Raw genomic sequence first — 15,744 nt, forward strand, 5'->3', positions numbered from 1 at the left:
TGGTGGCGGCCCGGTCACCCCAGGCGGCGGGAGTTCGCGAGGTCGCTCAGCCCTTGCGCTGCCGGTAGGCCTCCTCCGCGGCGTCCAGGACGGCGGCGAGGTCGCCGCCCGCGGTGGCGGTGGCGGTGGCCGCCACCGCGCCCTCGACGAACGGCGCGTTCGCGAAGCGGACCGGGAACGGGAGGCCGTGCTCGTCGGCGTCGGACAGCAGGGCGCGCACGGTGGTGACGGCGCTGCCCAGGTCGGCGAGCACCACGACCCCGTGGCCCTGGTCGACCCGGCGGGTGGCGGCGGCCACCAGGACCGCGCTGATGCCGGGACCGCCCTGGTCCCCGCCGGTCGCGGCGATCGGGGCGGGGGAGTCGGATCCGGTCAGTGAGAGCGCGAGGGTGCGCACCGCGATGGCCAGTTCCTGGCTGTGCGACACCAGGACGATCCCGACCCGGCCGTGCACGGGGGGCCGGCCGGAGGCGGGCCGGGGCAGCGTGGCGGGCGCGGGTGGCGTGCGGGGCGCAGGGGGGTGGGCCGAGGGGGCGTCGGAGATGGGGATGACATCGGCGCGGGTGCCGTCCCGGCGGCTCATCGGCTGCTCCCTCTGGGCGGTGGTGGGCGGTGCTGGGCGAGGTGGTGCGGGCCGCATCCGGTGCGCATCGGGTTCCGCGGGGCCGGGGCGGGGCCGGGACGGGCCGTCGAGGGCCCGCGTACGGCCGGCGGGGGGTGGTCCCCCGCGTTGCCAAGCACTCTGGCAGCTCCGGTGGCCCCCGTCGGGCGGGACACGCGTTGAGCGGGCCTCCGGCGGCGTCCGGGCCCGGCTGGTGGAGTCCTCGTCAACCCGCTGACCGGGGCGGGCGGGTGTGGTTAGGCTGGCCCGGAAAGCCGTCGGGAGGAGACCGGGTAGTGGCAGTCAACAGCGGGATCGACGTGGAGACGGGCGGCGCGGAGCCGCAGCTGGCGCCGAGCGGGAAGCCGAAGGTGGACTTCACCGGGGCGAAGTGGCTGTGCAGCAGCCAGGGCGTCGGGGATGTCCAGATCGCGTTCGTGGACGGGTACATCGGGATGCGGGACGGCCGTCAGGAGGACGGTCCGGTCCTGGTGTTCACGCCGGGGGAGTGGCGGGCCTTCGTGCTCGGTGCCCGGGACGGCGAGTTCGACCTCACCTGAGCCCGCGCGACCGTCGCACGACCGCGGAGCGGGCCCCGTCGGAACGGGGCCCGCTCCGCGGTCGATTTCGGCCCCGAACATCACAACTGATGATCTATTGAACGTGCCCCGTCAGAATTTCTGTTGACTGTTAGACAAACGCAGCTCAGAGTATGAGCACAGGCAGACGCCGTGCCCACCGCCCCCACGCGGCCAGACACGGCGCCTGCTGTGCGACCCGGCAGTGTTGCCAGGCCATCCTCCCAGTCATCCCCTGCGCACCGGGGTGCGCCGGCCGGTCCCGGCCCACGAGGGGCCGGCAGTCGCCGGGAGGCTGGCGTCGACGCCGAGAGCGACTCGGCGGCGACACCGTTTGCTCGGGACCCGCACGCCCCCACGCGGCGGCGTCCCGAGCAAGATCCGCGGGAGCGACGGGCCGGGGCCCCGCGGATCTGGCTTGTGGTGATGGAACTGTTGGCTTGTGTGCTGTGCTGTGTGCGACGACGAAGCTGGGTGCTCGGCAGTTCGGCACGACAATGTGCACAGTGAGGGAAACGCGTGTAGGGCCGCGTTGCGACATGCCGTCCCCCCGGAGGGTGAAACCCAGAACGGCTGTCGTGCTGAACCGAACGTAGCCCGGACGGTTGCTCAGAGTCAACATTGGTCTCTGAGCGTCGATCTCCCGACGGTGCCCCACCCACCTCGCGAGCGTGGTGTGCCGGGCACGTACGATGTTCCCATGTCTTTTCTCCGCCGTCGCTCCGGACAGCCCGCCGGCCCGGACTTCGACGTGCTCGCGATGGACCCGGGTGACTGGCCCGGCGACTTCGGTGCGGCCATGATGACCGGCCCGGACGGCTCCTGCCAGGGGATCTTCCTGCGCTACGACCTGTTCGGCGGCAGAGGCCCGGCGATGTTCATCGGCAACCTCCCCGAGGGCTCGCCCGCCCGGGAGACCGGCGACAGCGTGCCCTTCGAGGTGCGGCAGCTGCTCGCGGCGCTGGAGAACGACGAGCCGGTCGACTTCGTCTCGGCCGAGGACTTCCCGGTGATGCTCGGGGACGACCTGCTGATCGTGAAGAAGGTCAAGGTCAGCGAGGAGCGGGTGTTCTGCGCCCAGTTCGGGCGCAGCGACGGCGTCCAGGTCACCATCGCGTCCTGGGACCGACCGATTTCGGACGACCTGTATCAGCTGTTGAAGCCGCTCCCGGCCGACATGTTCCAGCAGGGCTGACCGGCCTCGACCAGGGCTCGGACGTAGCTTGACGGTTTCGATCACGGGTTCGTACAGTCGCGAACATGTCGTGCCGTCTCCCGCTGCTGACCCGTCGCAGCTATCTGGACCTGCGGCGCACCGCCAGCGCGGTGTGTCCGGGCCGCTGAGGGGGAATTCGTCCCCGAGGCGGCGGGCGGCCGGCCGTTCGTGGCCGGCGCCGAATCCGGGGGGCGGGCCGTGAACCGACCTCCGAGGCCGCCCGTCCGGTACCGCGCGCCCGTCCGGCGTGCCGCCCGCATCTGCCGCGCCCACGCTGCCGCCCGGAGGCCCCAGCACCATGACGACCACCGCCGCTGACCGTTCGCCCGCGGACCGCCCGTCCGACACCGCGGCCGCCGCCGTGCCCGGCGCCGCCGCGGGAGCGTCGGATTCCGGCCACCCCGCGCCCGATCCCGCGCCCGACCGCTCGGCCGTCGTCGCTGCCCTCGCCGGACTGCCCCGGGTGGTCGACCTGCTCTCCGCCCGCGCCGAGGAGCACGACCGCGACGCCACCTTCCCCTACCAGGGCATCGAGGCGGTGCACGAGGCCGGACTGCTCACCCTGACCGTCTCCCAGCGGTACGGCGGACCGGGCGGCACGCTCGCCGACACCGTCCGGGTGCTGGCCCAACTCGGGCGCGGGGACGCCTCGGTGGCCGTGGTCACCGCCTTCACGCTGCTCCAGCACGCCGAGCAGGCCCGCCGGGCGGCCTGGCCGACGGCGGGCTACCGGCGGCTGCTCACCGAGTCCCGGCGCGGGCCCGCCCTGGTCAACACGCTGCGCGCGGAGCCCGGCGGCCGGCCCGGAGCGCTGCCGGACACGGTGGCCCGGCGGGACGGCGAGGGCTGGTCGCTGACGGGCCGGAAGACGTACTGCACCGGCGCCGAGGCGCTGGCCTGGATGGCGGTGACCGCGCGGACCGACGAGGCGGAGCCGAGGGTCGGGACGTTCCTGGTCCGCGGCGAGAGCGAGGGCCTGGAGATCGACCCGACCTGGGACCAGGTCGGCCTGCGGGCCAGCGCCAGCCACGACGTGGTGCTGGAGCAGGTCCGGGTGCCGACCGAGCTCGCGCTCGGCCTCACCGCTCCCAAGGGCGGCGCGGCGGACGCGGCCGGGGCCGCCGAGCTCTCCCTCGCCTGGCACGATCTGGCGCTCTCCGCGGTGGCGATCGGGGTGGCTCGCGCCGCCCAGTCCTGGCTGATCCGTTTCCTCAACCAGCGCACTCCGGCCAATCTGACCGAGCCGCTCGGCACCCTGCCCCGCTACCGCTGTGCCCTCGGCGAGATCGAGGCCCAGCTGATCGGCGCCGAGGAACTGGTCGAGGGGCTGGCCCCCCGGGTGGACCGGGGAGAGCCGGACGCGGTCGCGCGGACCGGCCCGGCCCACCTGCTGGCCACCCGGGCCGCGACGACGGCGGTCCAGCAGGCGGTCTCGCTCACCGGCAACCCCGGCCTGAGCCGGCGTCACCCGCTGGAGCGCTACCTGCGGGACGTCCTGAGCAGCCGGGTGCACCTCGCCCCGGACGAGGCCGTCCTGGAGGCCGCTGGCCGGGCCGCCCTGGAGCGCGGCTGCCGGCCGTAGCGGATTCCGGGCCCCGGGGGCTCGGGGCCCGGAGCCTCAGCGGGTGCCGACCGCGGCCCGGACGGCCCGGCGGGCGAGCGCGGCGTCGTCGTAGAGCCGGCGGATCATGATCCGCTGCTCCTCGCCGGCGCCCGGCACGTCGTACAGCCGGATCTCCCGCATCAGCACCAGCACCAGGTTGACCAGGAACGCGTCCCGGGCCAGCGTGCCGCCGCTCTGGGCGAGTTGGCTGATCTGGCGGCGCGCCGCGGTGTCGCCGGACAGCACGCTCCACAGCACCGCCAGGTCGTAGCCGGGCAGGTACCAGCCGGCCTGCTCCCAGTCGACCAGCACCGGGCCGGACGGCGCCAGCAGCATGTTGCTGAGCAGGGCGTCGCCGTGGCAGAGCTGGAGCGGGGTGTGGCCGAGGCCGTGCAGCAGGCCGCGCAGGTCGCCGGCGTCCCGGTCGGTGAGCTGGCCCACCGAGTGGTAACGGGCGATCTCCATCGGGTAGTCCATGCGTGGCTGGAACACGTCGGTCGGCGGCCGCCACAGGTTGAGCGTCCGGACGGCGGTCAGCAGCGCCCGCACCTCGCCCGGGGTGGGCGCGTTGACCGGGTGGCGCTCCCGCGCCGCCGGGCGCCCGGGAACGCGCTCCATGACGAGCACGCAGCGGTCGTGGTCGGCGGCGACCAGCCGGGGCAGCCGCACCGGCGGGCGGTGCCGGACGAACGCCCGGTAGACCGCGACCTCGTGGTGGAAGTCGGCCACCAACTGCTCGAAGTACCCACTCCGCACCGCCTGCGGCGCCAGGCACTTGGCGACCACCGGGGCCCGCCCGATGGTGCCCGCCACCAGGATGTGGCGGCTGCCCTCGCGCAGCACCTGGCGCGGGGTGAACGCGGGACATATCCGCGCGACACTCGCCAGCGCGGCCCGCACCGCCGGGGTCTGCAGCGCCGACGGGTCGATCCGTTCGGGGCCGGCGCCGACCTGGCCGGGCCGGTGCGGCGGGCGCAGCACCCGGCCGTCGGCCTGGCGGGCGAGCGGGAGCCGGCCGCCGACGGGCGGGGCCGCTTCGGGGCCGCGGAGCCCCAGCGCCGTACGGCCGGACGGGACCCGGGCGTCCGTGGACCGGCCGTCGGTGCCGTGCGGAGCCACCGGGCGGCTCGACGGGGGCACCTGCTTCGGCCCGGGGCGCCCGGCGGCTGCGGTGGGGGGGCGCAGCGCGGTGCGGGTCGCGGTCGGCGAGGGGGTCGTCGCTGAGGAGTACATGGGGTGAGGGTGGTCCCTTTCTGTCCGTCGGCAGGTGCGCCCCGCGGTGCGGGGAGGGCCGGTGCCGCGTGCTTCCTGGCGTGACGGCGGCCCTGACTCGGTGCGGTGGGTGGTGCGCGGGCGCCGGGCACGGACGCGGGGTCGTGAGACCCGGACGACGGCGGTGCTCCGGCCGTCCGCACCCTGGGGAGTACGGTCGGCCGGACTGCCGTGGCCGTGCCCGGCGCCCCCGCGCCACCCGGCCGCGCCACCCCCTCGGGTGAGGACCGGGAGCGTCCCGTGCCACGGTCGGGGGACTGCCCCGACGCCGGTGGGACGCCGCCCGACCCGGGGGCGAGGTGGCGCACCCCTACAACACACCCGCGGCGCACTGGCTTAGTAGTCTGGCGGGCCCTGGCGAACGGTGGCGAATGCTCGCCTGGCACTTGCCGGAGCCTCTAGCCTCGAATCAGCCGAGGAACCTGGGGGCTTCGTTGAGCAGGGAACCCAACACCCGACTCGCTGACTTGTTCGTCCTGACCGGTTGGTCGAAGGGCGAACTCGCGCGGCTGGTCAACCGTCGGGGTGCCGCGATGGGACAGCAGCAGTTGTCCACCGACACGTCGAGGGTACGGCGCTGGATCGAGCAGGGGGAGATCCCCCGGGATCCGGTGCCGAGGGTGCTGGCGGCCGTGTTCACGGAGCGGCTCGGCCGTGTCGTCACCACTGAGGACCTCGGTCTGGAACGACACCGGCCCACCAGGTCCGGAGCGGCGCAGTCCGCAGCAGTGCCATGGTCGCCGGATCGAACGGCCGCGGTCCTCACCGAGTTCACGGGAATGGACCTCATGCTGAACCGACGTGGATTGGTGGGCGCGGGTGCCGCGCTCACGGCCGGAACGGTCATCGCCGATTCGTTGAAGGGCTGGCTCGGGGGGGACGCGGTCGCGTACGCGGCCTCGGTCCCCGGGCCGCGCCAGGTGATCACCCAGGGCGGGGTGCGCCCCGCGGTGGACGTGTACGACGCGGGCCCGGTCGGGCTCGACGAGGTGGAGTCGCTGGAGCGCTCGGTCCTGGTGTTCCGCGCCTGGGACGCGGCGCGCGGCGGCGGGCTCCAGCGCAAGGCGGTGGTCGGTCAACTGAACGAGGTGGGAGGCCTGCTGACGCATCGACATGCCCCGGCGGTGGAGCAGCGGCTGTGGCTGGTCGCGGCCAACCTGGCGGTGCTGGCGGGCTGGATGTCGCACGACGTGGGCCTGGAGCCCACCGCCCAGCGGTACTTCATGATCGCGGCGGAGTCGGCCAAGGAGGCTGGCGACCGGCCGCGGGCCGGCGAGGCGATCTCCCGGGCCGCACGGCAGATGGTCCACCTGGGCCGGGCCGACGACGCGATCGACCTGATGTCGGCGGCCAAGGCGGCCGGCGGCCGGGTGCTGCCGAGAACGCGCGCGATGCTGAACACCGTCGAGGCCTGGGCGCACGCCTCGATCGGGCACTCCCAGGACACCTGGCGGCTGCTCGGCGAGGCCGAGGACCTGTTCGCCGAGGGCGCGCCGGAGCCGCCGCCGTCCTGGATGCAGGTGTTCGACGAGGCCGAACTGCGCGGCATGCAGGCGCTGGTGCTGCGCACGCTGGCGGAGCACGACCCCTCGGCGGCGGCGCAGGCGCAGCGGCACGCGGAGCGGGTGATCACCCTGCGGGAGGGCACCGGGCAACTGCGCTCGGCGCTGTTCGACCGGATCACCCTGGCCTCGGTGCACTGGTTGAGCGGCGAGCCGGACGCGGCGGAGTTCCAGGCCAAGATGGTGATGAACCTGATCGGCCAGAACTCCTCGCACCGGACCTGGGACCGGTTGCGCGAGATGTACCGGCTGACCGCGCGCTACCGGGGCCTGCCGGTGGTGGACGAGCTGCGGGCCGAGTTGGGGCGGGAGTTGCGGGCGGCGGACGCGAAGAAGCGGCCGAAGCGGTCCTGAGGCCCGGAGGCCCGGAGGCCCGGAGGCCTGAGCCTTGGGTGTCCTGAGCCTTGGGTGTCCCGAGGCCCGGAGGTTCTGAGGCCCCGGCGGGCTCCGGTCAGTTCGGGGGCGCCGGCCGCAGCAGCATGCGCAGGGCGGTGACGGTGCCGTCCGTGCCGAGGACGGGCTCGCCCGCGCACTCGACGCTGGCGTGCGGGGCGCCGTCGCGGCGGATCCGCAGGGTGCCGGCGGAGGTGCGGCCGTGGACCAGGGCGTCGGTCATCATCCGGCGCAGCACGGGCCGGTCGGCCTCGGGGAGGCGGTCGGGCAGCCGGTCGAGGCTGAGCGGGCCGTTGCCCGGGTCGCAGCCGAGGAGCTGGTAGGTGTCCGCGTTCCAGTGGACGCGGTCGGTGAGGAGGTCCCATTCGGCTGAGCCGATGAGGTGGTCGCGGACGCCGCCGGCGTCGGGTCCGTCGCCGAGGTCGGGGTTCTTGGACGGCTCCTGCGCCGTGCCGTCCACTCTGCCGTCCGTTCCGCTGTCGGCGTCGCCGCTCGGCTCGCCGCGCGCGCCGTCGTCCGTCGCGCTCGCCGGGGCGCCGTCCACCGTGGCGGTGTCCGGCGGGCGGGCGGCGCCTGTGGGCATCTTCATGGCGGGTCCATCGCTCGGGGGTGGCCCGCCGCGTGCGGGCCGTCGGTGGTGAGAAGACTGTGGCACAGCGCCCTCGCCCCTGCGGGCGATTTGGACATAACGCAGGCAAAATTCCCCTGGCATATGCCACTGTGGCAGCAGCCGTCGTCGCCCTGTGTGCGGAAGGTGGCGCGAGGCGGTAACCTTCGGTGATTCCGGCGCCCGGGCGCCCACCGCAGTACCGACCAGAGACCCCGGCGACGGAAATCCCGTTGCCACTACGACCGCCGCAACGGATGCTGACCTCATGTTCGAGCCAGTGATAGCACCCAGTGCCAGCCTCCTCGGCCTCCTGCAGCGAGGCCGCGGTGACGGGCAGCTCCACGCGCTGGCCGCCGACCGTACCGAGGCCATCGCCGCGCTGGAGGAGTGCGTCACCAGGGATCCGCGAGCCGACTGGCAGGTCGAGAGCCGCTCCCTCTACTACGCCCGTCTCTACATGGAGCTGGAAGCGCCCCTCGACGGCATCGAGGACCATCTCCACTCCGCCGAGGACCTCGTCAGCGACGACGAGAACCGCACCGGCCTCGCCCTCTCCGTCCTGGGCCACCTCGCCGCGTACGGCCGGCGCGACGCGCTGCTGATGCTGCGCGAGTACACCGCCACCGGTGCCAACTGGGCCTGGGCCCTCGACGAGCTCGCCCTGCGCGACGACGACCGCGGCCTGCTGCTGCTCGGCACCGCCGTCCTGGACCGCTTCGCCCCGGGCCCCGAGGGCGACGCCGAGCTGCGCGAGTTCATCCGCAACGCCTACGAGCCCCGGCCCTGGCGGCTGTGGGCGGCCTACCACCCGAGAGTGGCGGCGGCCAGCGAGCAGTCACCCTTCGACCTCTGGCAGCGCCAGCTCAACCGCGGCGGCGTCACCCCGGGCTGGTCCACCGCCGACGTCCTGGCCTGGGCCGACCAGGGGAGCCTGGGCGCCCTCGGGGCCGGCGCCTTCCTCGGCGGAGCCGACAGCCGGCCCGAGCCCGCGCCCGAACCCGCCGATCCGGCCGCGCCCGACGCCGTGGACCGCCGGGCCGCCGCCGCCGCCCGCTGCCTGACCGCCGTCGTCCGGCCCGAGGACCGCCCCGTTGTGCTGGAGGCCGCCCGCGGCGGCCTGCCCGGCGCCCGCCGGGCGGCACTGCGCTACCTGGTCGACCAGCGGGACCCGGCCGCCGTCGAGCTGATCGAGGCCGCCGCCGTCGACGTCGACGACCGGATCGTGCGCGCGGCCCTGGAACTGGTCGGCCGGATGCGCGGCCCCGAGGTCCTGGCGCAGGCCCGCCGCTGGGCCGACCCGGCCACCGGGGGCGCGGACAGCGCGCTTGGCGAGGCCGCCGTCAAACTGCTCGCCGACGCCGGGGAGCCGGCCGACGCGCCGTTCGTCGTCGACGGCCTGCGCCGCTGGGTGTCCGTCCGCGGGGTCAGCGGTACCGGGCTCGGTTCGCTGGTCGACGGTGCGGGGCGGCTGGTCGCCGCCGACGCCGTCCCCGTGCTGCGCCATATCTACGGGGAGGCCGCCTCCTCCGAACTGCGCGGCCGTGCCGCCCGGGCGCTCGCCGTGACCGATGTGCACTTCCCCGAGGGCCCCGCCGTCGAGTGCCTCTGGGACTGCGAGGAGGCCACGCGGGAGCTCGCCGCGCGCCATGTCGCCACCACGGGTGACGCGCGCGTGCTGGAGCGCCTGCGCCGGCTCGCCGCCGATCCGGCCGAGGAGGCCGAGGTCCACGCCGCCGTCCGCGGCCGGCTGACCGCCGCCCGGGAGTTCGGGCGGTAGGTCCCGGCAGTCCGGTGGCTGCCTCCCCGCTTCTGGCGAACGACGGGCCGGGACACCCCCTCGGGTGTCCCGGCCCACTGCTGTTCCGGGGGCGTGCTGGAACGCGGTCCTGGTGGAACGCGGTTCTACTTCACGACGCCCGCGTCCGGGGCCAGCACGCCGCCGGCCACCAGTCCGATGATCAGGACGCCGAGCAGCACCCGGTAGACCACGAACGGCAGAAAGCTGTGGTGCGAGATGTACTTGAGGAACCAGGCGATCGCCGCATAGCCGACCGCGAAGGCGATCGCGGTGGCCAGGATGGTCGGCCCCCAGGCCGGTGCCGGGCCCTCGCCGATCTTGAACAGCTCCAGCGCCCCCGAGGCGAGCACCGCCGGGATCGCCAGCAGGAAGGAGTAGCGGGCCGCAGCCTCCCGGCTGTAGCCGAGCAGCAGGCCCGCGCTGATCGTGCCGCCGGAGCGGGACACCCCCGGGATCAGTGCGAGCGCCTGGGCGAGGCCGTAGGCGCACGCGTGCGGCAGGGTGAGGTCGGTGATCGGCCGGGCGTGCCGGACCGCGCGGGTGCGGTCGGCGAAGGCCAGCAGCAGGCCGAAGACGATCAGCGTGGTGCCGATGATCCGCAGATCGCGCAGATGGGTCTCGATGGTGTCCTGGAACAGCTTGCCGAGGATGCCGATCGGCAGCGTGCCGATGATCACGAACCAGCCCATCCGGGCGTCCGGGTCCGAGCGCAGCGCCGGGCGGAACAGTGACAGCGTCCAGGTCCGCACGATCGAGACGATGTCCCGGCGGAAGTAGATCAGCACCGCGGTCTCGGTGCCGAGCTGGGTCACGGCGGTGAAGGCCGCGCCCGGGTCGTCCCAGCCCAGCAGGGCGGAGAAGACCCGCAGGTGGGCACTGGAGGAGACGGGCAGGAACTCGGTGAGTCCCTGGATCAGGCCGAGGACGGCCCCGTGGAACCAGTCGATCACCAGACACCCACCGGGGGTATCCGTGGGTCGTCGTACATGTGCGGTCCTCGCAGGTCGGAGCGGGCGTGCGGGCAGGCGGGCAGGCCGCGACCCGCACGGCCCTCGGGCCGCGCACGGGCGGGCGCGCGGCCGATGGTACGGGGTGAAGATGACTATTCTTTGTTCACCTTTTGACCCGGCTTTGCCCGCCGGCGCTTCCGTGCCCCGCCGACTCGTCCGCCTGCCCTTCCACCTGCCCTTCCGCCTGCCCTTTCGCCGCTCAGCCGGCGGGTCGGACGCGGACCCAGGTGCGGTCCTCCGTCAGGTAGCTCTCGACCGTCAGACCGGCGTCCGCCAGCGCCCGGTCGAACGCGGCGGTGGTGAGCGGCCGGGAGCGGAAGGTGTGCGTCCAGCGGCCGTCCGGGAACTCGTACTCGGCGTGGACGGAGTTCACGCCGTCCCCTACCGGCGTCGAGGAGACGATGCGCGACACGCCGTCGGTGCCGAGCCTGCCCTCGCGCGGCACGTTGAGGTGCCAGTCCTCGCCCTCCCGCTGCATCAGCACGCAGCCGTCCGCGGCGACGTGGCGGCGGCAGGTCTCCAGCAGGCCCTGGCGGACCGCCTCGTCGCCCGCGTGGATCAGGAAGGAGGCGAGCAGGACGACGTCGAAGCGCTCGCCGAGGTCCAGCCGCTCGATCGGGCTGCGCACGGTGCGGATGCCCGCGCGCACCCTGGCCAGCATCTCGGCGGACTCGTCCACCGCCGTCACGGTGAAGCCGCGGTCGGTCAGCGGGTGCGTCATCCGGCCGACGCCGCAGCCCAGTTCGAGGATGGTGGCGCCGGCCGGCACCGCGGCCTCGATCACGTCCGGGGCGTCGCCGACGGGGAGCCGGGCCCAGAGCTCGACGGCGCAGCCGTCCGGGGTGATCGCGCCCGGGCCCGTTCCGTCGTGTCCCTCGCGTCGTACGTTGCCGGTGTGCGTGTCGTTACCCATGGGCGTCATCGGAACACGGGCAGGGCGGGGAGGGAAGGCACCGCAGCGGGTTTTCGGTCAGTCCGTCAGTCCGTGAGTCCGTCAGCCCGTGAGTCCGTCAGCCCGTGGGTCTCGTTGGCCCGTGGGTCCGTCAGGCCGTCGGTACGTCCTCCAGTTCGGTCAGGGTCGAGTGCAGCCAGGCGAGTTCGGCCTCGCTGGTGGCGCGGGCGATCAGCAGCAGGCCGCGGCGGAACGGGTCGGCGAACTCCTCGGCGCCGACCGGGCGGTCGCCGTCGTAGAAGAAGCTCGCCGGCTCGGAGAGGAAGGCCAGTCGGCGGCGGAGCACGGCGGCCTGGGCGGCGGGGTCGGCGAGGTGGCGCAGGAAGGCGAGCAGGGTGAACCAGCGGTTCTCGTCGCTGATGTCCAGCGGCTCGGGCGCGCGCAGCTGGTCGAGCAGTGCGGCGCGGCCGGCCTCGGTGAGGTGGAGGGTGTGCCGGGGTGCGGCGGCGCTGCCGGGCTCGGTCTCGCGGACCAGCAGGCCGTCGGTCTCCAGGCGCTTGATCGCCGGGTAGAGCGTGCCGTCGCTGATCGGGCGGACGTGCCCGGTGAGTGCGGCGAGGTGGCGGCGCAGCTGGTAGCCGTGCAGCGGGCGGTCGTAGAGGAATCCGAGGATCGCGAGCTTCAGCATGGGGCCACTCTCGCAGATTCGTCCCTCGAAGCCTCGGTATATCGGTTCCGTGATACCTCGATGTCGAGGTATGGTCTGGGCGTTCCCAGCCCCTGATGTCTCAGCCCTTGATGTCCCAGCCCCCGCTGGAGGAGGAGTCCCCGTGCTGCGCCACGCCCCCGTCACCCCGAACGGCGACCGGATCCGATGGGTCGAGCTGCCCGGAGTCGAGCCCGCCCGGCTCTACCTGCACGGCCTCGGCGCCAGCTCGCCCGCCTACTTCGCGGCCGCTGCCGCCCACCCGGGGCTCGCCGGGCGCCGCTCGCTGCTGCTCGACCTGCTCGGCTTCGGCCTCAGCGACCGACCCGCCGACTTCGGATACACCCTGGAGGGGCACGCCGACGCCGTCGCCGCGGCCCTGGCGGAGGCCGGGCTCGCCGGAGTCGAGGTGATCGGCCACAGCATGGGCGGCGCGATCGCCGTCGTCCTCGCCCACCGGCATCCGGCGTTGGTCTCCCGGCTCGTCCTGGTCGACGCCAACCTGGACCCGGTCACCCCCGGCCGCGGCCCCGGCAGCAGCGGTATCGCGAGCTTCACCGAGGAGGAGTTCCTGGCCGGCGGCCGGGACGAGGTCGCCACGTGGGTCGGCCCGTCCTGGTGGTCCACGATGCGCCTCGCCGGGCCCGAGGCGCTGTACCGCAGCGCCGTGCACCTGGCCCGGGCGACGGTGCCGACGATGCGCGAACTGCTGCTCGGCCTCGACCTCCCGCGCACCTTCCTGTACCCGGAGGCGGGCGGCGAGCCGCGCGGCGCCGACCAACTCCGGGAGGCGGGCGTCCGGTTGGCGGCCGTCTCGGACTGCGGGCACAACATCATGCTCGACAACCTCGACGGCTTCGTTTCGGCGGCCGGCCTCGAACCTCGACCGTAGGCTGGGGGAGTCGGAGAGGAGCCCGCACAATGCCCTTTGAAGTCCCGCCTGTTGAGGTCCCGCCCGGGCTGGCCGCGTCGCTGGAGCAGTCCCTCGGCCCGGACGGTCGCGCCTGGGTGGCCCGACTCCCCGCTCTGGCAGACGAGTTGCTCGACCACTGGGAGCTGCGCCTGGACGGCCCGCCCGCGCACGGCATCCACGCGCTGGTGCTGCCCGTGCGGCGCGCCGACGGCACGCCCGCGGCGCTCAAACTCCAGCCGGTGGACGAGGAGACGGAGGGCGAGCCGGTCGCCCTCCGGGCCTGGGGTGGGCGAGGGGCCGTTCGGCTCCTCGGCCACGAACCGGCTTCGGGCTCGATGCTGCTGGAGCGCCTCGACCCGGGGCGTTCACTGCTGGATGTCGCGGACGACCGGGAGGCGCTGCACGTCCTTGCAGGCCTGCTCGGGGAATTGACTGAACGTCAGGTCGAAGTCCCGGACCTGCGCCGGCTGGCGGACCTCGCCGACGATCTGCTCGCGCGGGCCCCGGCAGCGGCAGCGGCCCTCGCCGACCCGGCCGAGCGGCGCTTGCTCGCCGACTGCGCCGCGGCCCTGCGCGAGGCCCGCACCGAGCCCGGCGACCGGCTGCTGCACTGGGACCTGCACTACGGCAACGTCCTCGCCCCGCCCGAAAGCGGCGGCCGCGCCCCCTGGCTCGCCATCGACCCCAAACCGCTCGTCGGGCACCCCGGCTTCGAACTCCTCCCGGCGCTGCGCAACCGCTGGGCCGACGTCCTGGCCACCGGCGACGTCGCCCGGGCGCTGCGGTGGCGGTTCGACGTCCTGGTGGAGGCACTGGAACTGGACCGCGAGGCGGCGCTCGCCTGGACGCTCGCCCGGGTGCTGCAGAACGCCGTATGGGCGGCGGAGGACGGGGAGTCGGCGCTCGACCCGGGGCAGCGGGCGGTGGCGGAACTGCTGTCGGGGCGTTGAGCGGAGCGCACGCAGCGAGCGGAAAACAGCGAGCGGAAAACAGCGACCGGCAAACAATGACCGGAAACAACGAAGGCAAGGAGGTCGTCGACTCTCCTTGCCACTCTCAAGGTATAGCGCGCCGGGGGGCTTGCCGCAAGGCCCCGGTCGTGCCGCAGAATGACCGGCCGAAGCCGGGATCTGCGGGCATACCTGGGGGTTTGTGATGATTGACGTGATCGTGGTCGGTGCCGGGCCGACCGGGTTGATGCTGGCCGGCGAGTTGCGGTTGCACGGCGTGCAGGTGCTCGTGCTGGAGAAGGAGACGGTGCCGCCCCTGCCGGCCCGGGCGCGCGGACTGCACGCGCGCAGTCTTGAGGTGATGGACCAGCGCGGGCTGCTGGAGCGGTTCCTCCCGCTCGGCCGGAAGTTCGCGGTCGGCGGCTTCTTCGCCGGCATCGGCAAGGAGTGGCCGGAGCGGCTGGACACCACCCAGGCGTACGTCCTGGCCATCCCGCAGGCGGTCACCGAGAGGCTGCTGACCGAGCACGCCACCGAACTCGGCGCCGAGCTCCGGCGCGGCTGCGAACTGGTCGGGCTGAGCCAGGACGAGGACGGGGTGAGCGCCGAACTGGCCGACGGCACACGGCTGCGCTCGCGCTACCTCGTCGGCTGCGACGGAGGCCGCAGTACGGTGCGCAAGCTGCTCGGCGTCGGCTTCCCCGGCGAGCCCTCCAGGGTGGAGACGCTGCTGGGCGACATGGAGCTGGCCGAGGAGCCGGAGACGATCGCCGCCGTCATCGCGGAGGTCCGCAAGACCCAGCTGCGGTTCGGCGCCGTTCGCGAAGGGGATGGGGGGTACCGCGTCATCGTGCCCGCCGAGGGGGTGGCCGAGGACCGGACGGCCGCTCCGACCTTCGAGGAGTTCAAGCAGCAGCTGCGGGCCGTCGCGGGCACCGACTTCGGGGCGCACTCACCGCGCTGGCTATCGCGCTTCGGCGACGCCACCCGGCTGGCCGAGCGCTACCGGGTCGGCCGGGTGCTGCTGGCCGGCGACGCGGCGCACATCCACCCGCCGACCGGCGGGCAGGGGCTCAACCTCGGTGTCCAGGACGCGTTCAACCTCGGCTGGAAGCTGGCCGCCGAGGTCGATGGCTGGGCGCCGGAGGGGCTGCTGGACAGCTACCACGCGGAACGGCACCCGGTGGCCGCCGACGTGCTGGACAACACCCGCGCGCAGATCCACCTGATGTCCCTGGAACCCGGAGCCCAGGCGGTGCGCCGGCTGCTGGCGGAACTGACGGAATTCGAGGAGGTGAACCGGTACCTGATCGAGAAGATCATCGCGATCGGGGTCCGCTACGACCTCGGCGAAGGGCATGAACTGCTCGGCCGCCGGCTGCGCGACGTGGAGCTGAAGCGCGGCCGGCTCTACGGGCTGATGCACGGCGGCCGCGGGCTGCTGCTCGACCAGACCGGCGGGCTCTCGGTGGCGGGCTGGGCGGACCGGGTCGACCATGTCGTCGACGTCAGCGACGAGTTGGACGTGCCCGCGGTGCTGCTGCGCCCGGACGGCCACGTGGCGTGGGTCGGCGAGGACCAGCAGGGCCTGCGCGACCACCTGTCCAGGTGGTTCGGCGCCCCCGCCGCCTGAGTGCACC

The 15,744-nt window shown here is 74.1% G+C and carries 14 protein-coding genes; 8 read left to right on the forward strand and 6 right to left on the reverse strand.

What is annotated here, in order from left to right; all coding sequences use genetic code 11:
• Nucleotides 1-46: 46 nt before the first annotated feature.
• Nucleotides 47-454: a PTS fructose transporter subunit IIA gene (locus ACIOGZ_RS37080; RefSeq protein ID WP_363586889.1), complete on the reverse strand. Its 408-nt coding sequence runs from the start codon at nucleotides 452-454 to the stop codon at nucleotides 47-49.
• A gap of 443 nt (nucleotides 455-897) precedes the next feature.
• On the opposite strand from ACIOGZ_RS37080, the gene ACIOGZ_RS37085 reads away from it, so the two are divergent.
• From ACIOGZ_RS37085 to ACIOGZ_RS37095, 3 genes are all read left to right on the forward strand, one after another.
• Complete coding sequence (locus tag ACIOGZ_RS37085) at nucleotides 898-1,161, forward strand: DUF397 domain-containing protein (RefSeq protein WP_400811641.1); 264 nt, start codon at nucleotides 898-900, stop codon at nucleotides 1,159-1,161.
• Nucleotides 1,162-1,879: 718 nt separating this feature from the next.
• Nucleotides 1,880-2,374 carry a hypothetical protein gene (locus ACIOGZ_RS37090; RefSeq protein WP_063350170.1) on the forward strand — a complete coding sequence of 165 codons (495 nt, stop codon included), beginning with the start codon at nucleotides 1,880-1,882 and terminating at the stop codon, nucleotides 2,372-2,374.
• A gap of 319 nt (nucleotides 2,375-2,693) precedes the next feature.
• Nucleotides 2,694-3,977, forward strand: a complete 1,284-nt coding sequence (locus ACIOGZ_RS37095) for an acyl-CoA dehydrogenase family protein (RefSeq protein ID WP_400989180.1) — start codon at nucleotides 2,694-2,696, stop codon at nucleotides 3,975-3,977.
• Between the two features lie 36 nt (nucleotides 3,978-4,013).
• Here the strand turns inward: ACIOGZ_RS37095 and ACIOGZ_RS37100 are convergent, their stop codons facing one another.
• Nucleotides 4,014-5,231, reverse strand: a complete 1,218-nt coding sequence (locus ACIOGZ_RS37100) for a phosphotransferase (protein ID WP_363586867.1) — start codon at nucleotides 5,229-5,231, stop codon at nucleotides 4,014-4,016.
• A gap of 473 nt (nucleotides 5,232-5,704) precedes the next feature.
• Here ACIOGZ_RS37100 and ACIOGZ_RS37105 point away from each other — a divergent pair, with 473 nt between their 5' ends.
• On the forward strand, nucleotides 5,705-7,186 hold the full coding sequence (locus tag ACIOGZ_RS37105) for a hypothetical protein (protein WP_363586866.1): 1,482 nt from the start codon (nucleotides 5,705-5,707) through the stop codon (nucleotides 7,184-7,186).
• Between the two features lie 97 nt (nucleotides 7,187-7,283).
• Here the strand turns inward: ACIOGZ_RS37105 and ACIOGZ_RS37110 are convergent, their stop codons facing one another.
• Nucleotides 7,284-7,814, reverse strand: a complete 531-nt coding sequence (locus ACIOGZ_RS37110; protein WP_363586865.1) for a hypothetical protein — start codon at nucleotides 7,812-7,814, stop codon at nucleotides 7,284-7,286.
• 286 nt (nucleotides 7,815-8,100) lie between these two features.
• Between ACIOGZ_RS37110 and ACIOGZ_RS37115 the strand changes: the two genes are divergently transcribed.
• Nucleotides 8,101-9,612 (forward strand): HEAT repeat domain-containing protein, encoded by a 1,512-nt coding sequence (locus tag ACIOGZ_RS37115; protein ID WP_363631543.1) that lies wholly within the window; start codon nucleotides 8,101-8,103, stop codon nucleotides 9,610-9,612.
• A 125-nt stretch (nucleotides 9,613-9,737) separates the two neighbouring features.
• On the opposite strand, the gene ACIOGZ_RS37120 is transcribed toward ACIOGZ_RS37115, so the two are convergent.
• The 3 genes from ACIOGZ_RS37120 to ACIOGZ_RS37130 all read right to left on the reverse strand — a co-directional run bounded on the left by ACIOGZ_RS37120 (nucleotide 9,738) and on the right by ACIOGZ_RS37130 (nucleotide 12,223).
• Entirely contained in the window at nucleotides 9,738-10,580 is an 843-nt protein-coding gene (locus ACIOGZ_RS37120) for an undecaprenyl-diphosphate phosphatase (protein WP_400811720.1), read from the reverse strand.
• Between the two features lie 262 nt (nucleotides 10,581-10,842).
• Complete coding sequence (locus tag ACIOGZ_RS37125) at nucleotides 10,843-11,556, reverse strand: class I SAM-dependent methyltransferase (RefSeq protein ID WP_363631541.1); 714 nt, start codon at nucleotides 11,554-11,556, stop codon at nucleotides 10,843-10,845.
• Nucleotides 11,557-11,686: 130 nt separating this feature from the next.
• Nucleotides 11,687-12,223 carry a PadR family transcriptional regulator gene (locus ACIOGZ_RS37130; RefSeq protein WP_363586861.1) on the reverse strand — a complete coding sequence of 179 codons (537 nt, stop codon included), beginning with the start codon at nucleotides 12,221-12,223 and terminating at the stop codon, nucleotides 11,687-11,689.
• A gap of 145 nt (nucleotides 12,224-12,368) precedes the next feature.
• Between ACIOGZ_RS37130 and ACIOGZ_RS37135 the strand changes: the two genes are divergently transcribed.
• The 3 genes from ACIOGZ_RS37135 to rox all read left to right on the forward strand — a co-directional run bounded on the left by ACIOGZ_RS37135 (nucleotide 12,369) and on the right by rox (nucleotide 15,737).
• Nucleotides 12,369-13,133: an alpha/beta fold hydrolase gene (locus ACIOGZ_RS37135; RefSeq protein ID WP_400989191.1), complete on the forward strand. Its 765-nt coding sequence runs from the start codon at nucleotides 12,369-12,371 to the stop codon at nucleotides 13,131-13,133.
• A gap of 29 nt (nucleotides 13,134-13,162) precedes the next feature.
• A complete protein-coding gene (locus ACIOGZ_RS37140; RefSeq protein WP_363631540.1) occupies nucleotides 13,163-14,104 on the forward strand; it encodes an aminoglycoside phosphotransferase family protein in 942 nt (313 codons plus the stop codon).
• 205 nt (nucleotides 14,105-14,309) lie between these two features.
• On the forward strand, nucleotides 14,310-15,737 hold the full coding sequence (rox, locus tag ACIOGZ_RS37145) for a rifampin monooxygenase (RefSeq protein ID WP_400989181.1): 1,428 nt from the start codon (nucleotides 14,310-14,312) through the stop codon (nucleotides 15,735-15,737).
• The last annotated feature ends 7 nt before the right edge of the window (nucleotides 15,738-15,744 follow it).

It is taken from the genome of Kitasatospora sp. NPDC088160 (assembly GCF_044741445.1).
Lineage (GTDB): Bacteria > Actinomycetota > Actinomycetes > Streptomycetales > Streptomycetaceae > Kitasatospora.